The organism is Pararhizobium antarcticum (assembly GCF_001885585.1).
In the GTDB taxonomy this organism is placed as follows: domain Bacteria; phylum Pseudomonadota; class Alphaproteobacteria; order Rhizobiales; family Rhizobiaceae; genus Pararhizobium; species Pararhizobium antarcticum.
In genome coordinates this window covers 1-1,644 of record NZ_LSRP01000044.1, presented here as the reverse complement: position 1 = coordinate 1,644, position 1,644 = coordinate 1, and the positions used below count along the sequence as shown (strand labels likewise).

At 60.7% G+C, this 1,644-nt stretch carries 1 protein-coding gene and 1 pseudogene; one reads left to right on the top strand and one right to left on the bottom strand.

The genetic code is table 11. The features are described from left to right. Positions 1-126: pseudogene (locus tag AX760_RS04285) on the bottom strand (transposase); the annotation flags it as partial. 98 nt (positions 127-224) lie between these two features. On the opposite strand from AX760_RS04285, the gene AX760_RS04280 reads away from it, so the two are divergent. Further along, positions 225-1,451, top strand: a complete 1,227-nt coding sequence (locus tag AX760_RS04280) for an IS256 family transposase (RefSeq protein WP_071831763.1) — start codon at positions 225-227, stop codon at positions 1,449-1,451. Positions 1,452-1,644: the final 193 nt, after the last annotated feature.

Genomic DNA, 1,644 nt, shown 5'->3' with positions numbered 1-1,644 from the left:
GTCCACCAAGAGGTTGAGCGGGCCATCGGCGCTGCGGCAAGGGATCTGGACGGAGAGGGTCTTCTGCCGCCGGCACAGGGTCGTATAGTCCGGCACACCCCAGTCCAGGTCAGCCATCTTCAGCAGGTCGTGTCGCGCAGGTGGTGGAAATTTGAAGGTGGCGTAATCTCCGGGTGAACTGAACCCACCCAACCGGCGGCAGCAACCGCCAGGGAGATCACGCCATGAAGAACAATACCGACACTGCTGCGCTTGCGCTACTGGCCAATGAAGCGGGCTATGATCCGATCGAGGATCGTCTGCGAGAGAACATTCGTGCCACGATTGAGGCGGTTTTCGAAGAGGAACTGGCCGCGTTTCTGGGGCGTTGCCGTTATGACCGGGGCACGGACAAACCCAAGGGCTACCGGCACGGTCATCGTGAACGCCAGTTGATCGGCACGTTTGGTGCCGAGACGATAAGTGTGCCGCGCGCCCGCGTCGAAATCGGGGACGGCAAGACCACGGAATGGCGATCGAAGGCACTACCGCGCTATCAGCGGCTGACCAAGAAGGCCGAAGCGTTGATTGCCTCGGTTTATCTGGCCGGGACCAACACACGGCGCGTGAAGCGGGCGCTATATGGACTGTTCCAAGGGGCGGTAGGCAAGGACGTTGTCAGCCGCGCCTGGCGGAAGGTAAAGGTGGACTGGGACGCATGGGTGGCGCGAGATTTGGCTGGCGAAGACATCGTCCGTCTGATTCTGGATGGCACCGTCATCAAGACCCGCCTGGATCGAAAGGCCACGAATATCTCGGTTCTGGCAGCCATAGGTGTGCGCCGGGACGGGCAGAAAGTGCTGCTTTCCATCAAGAATATGGGCGGAGAAAGCAAAGCAGCCTGGGGCATGTTCCTTGGCGATCTTGATGCGCGCGGTCTGATGCGGCCAGAGTTTGTTATCATCGACGGTGCGCCGGGGCTTGAGGCCGCCCTTGTCGCGCTCTGGGGTGAGGCCCTGCCAATCCAGCGGTGCACGGTTCACAAGCATCGCAACCTACTCGGTCATGCCCCGAAGCACATGCATGACGAGCTGAGCGAGGATTATCGCGACATGATCTATGCCGACACCACGGTGGAAATCGAGAAGCGGCGGAAGGCATTCTTGCGCAAGTGGCACCTGAAATGTCGTGCGGTTTCCGACAGCCTAGAAGAGGCAGGAGACCGGCTGTTCACCTTCACGCGCCTGGACCCGTCGCAGTGGAAGTCCGCTCGAACCACAAATGCCATCGAGCGCCTGAACGAGGAATTCCGCCGCCGCATCAAGACCCAGACCGTGTTGCCCTGCGCCGAAACAGTGCCAATGCTACTCCGGGCGCTGATGGCATCGGGCCAGATTCAGATGCGAAAGATCGATGGCTGGGAAACCTTGGCTCAGCCCATTGCCCCGATCAGCCTTGACCTCGCGGCCTGATCAGGCCCAAATCCCGATGCTCGGAGAACGCCGCCAGAAAATTTCCACCAGATTCGAGACACAACCCTTCAGCAGGCTGGCAACCATTCCGGTCGTCTGCCTCAGCGGCAGCTTGAACCGTCCCCGGGCTCTGCCCGTTCAGGGCTGACAACAGTCCACCGGACTGTTGTCCGGGCGCCCTTCACCCTTGATC

Coding starts and splice junctions, on each gene's coding strand:
- AX760_RS04280 (WP_071831763.1), top strand. CDS start 225: ATGAAGAACAATACCGACACTGCTGCGCTTGCGCTACTGGCCAATGAA.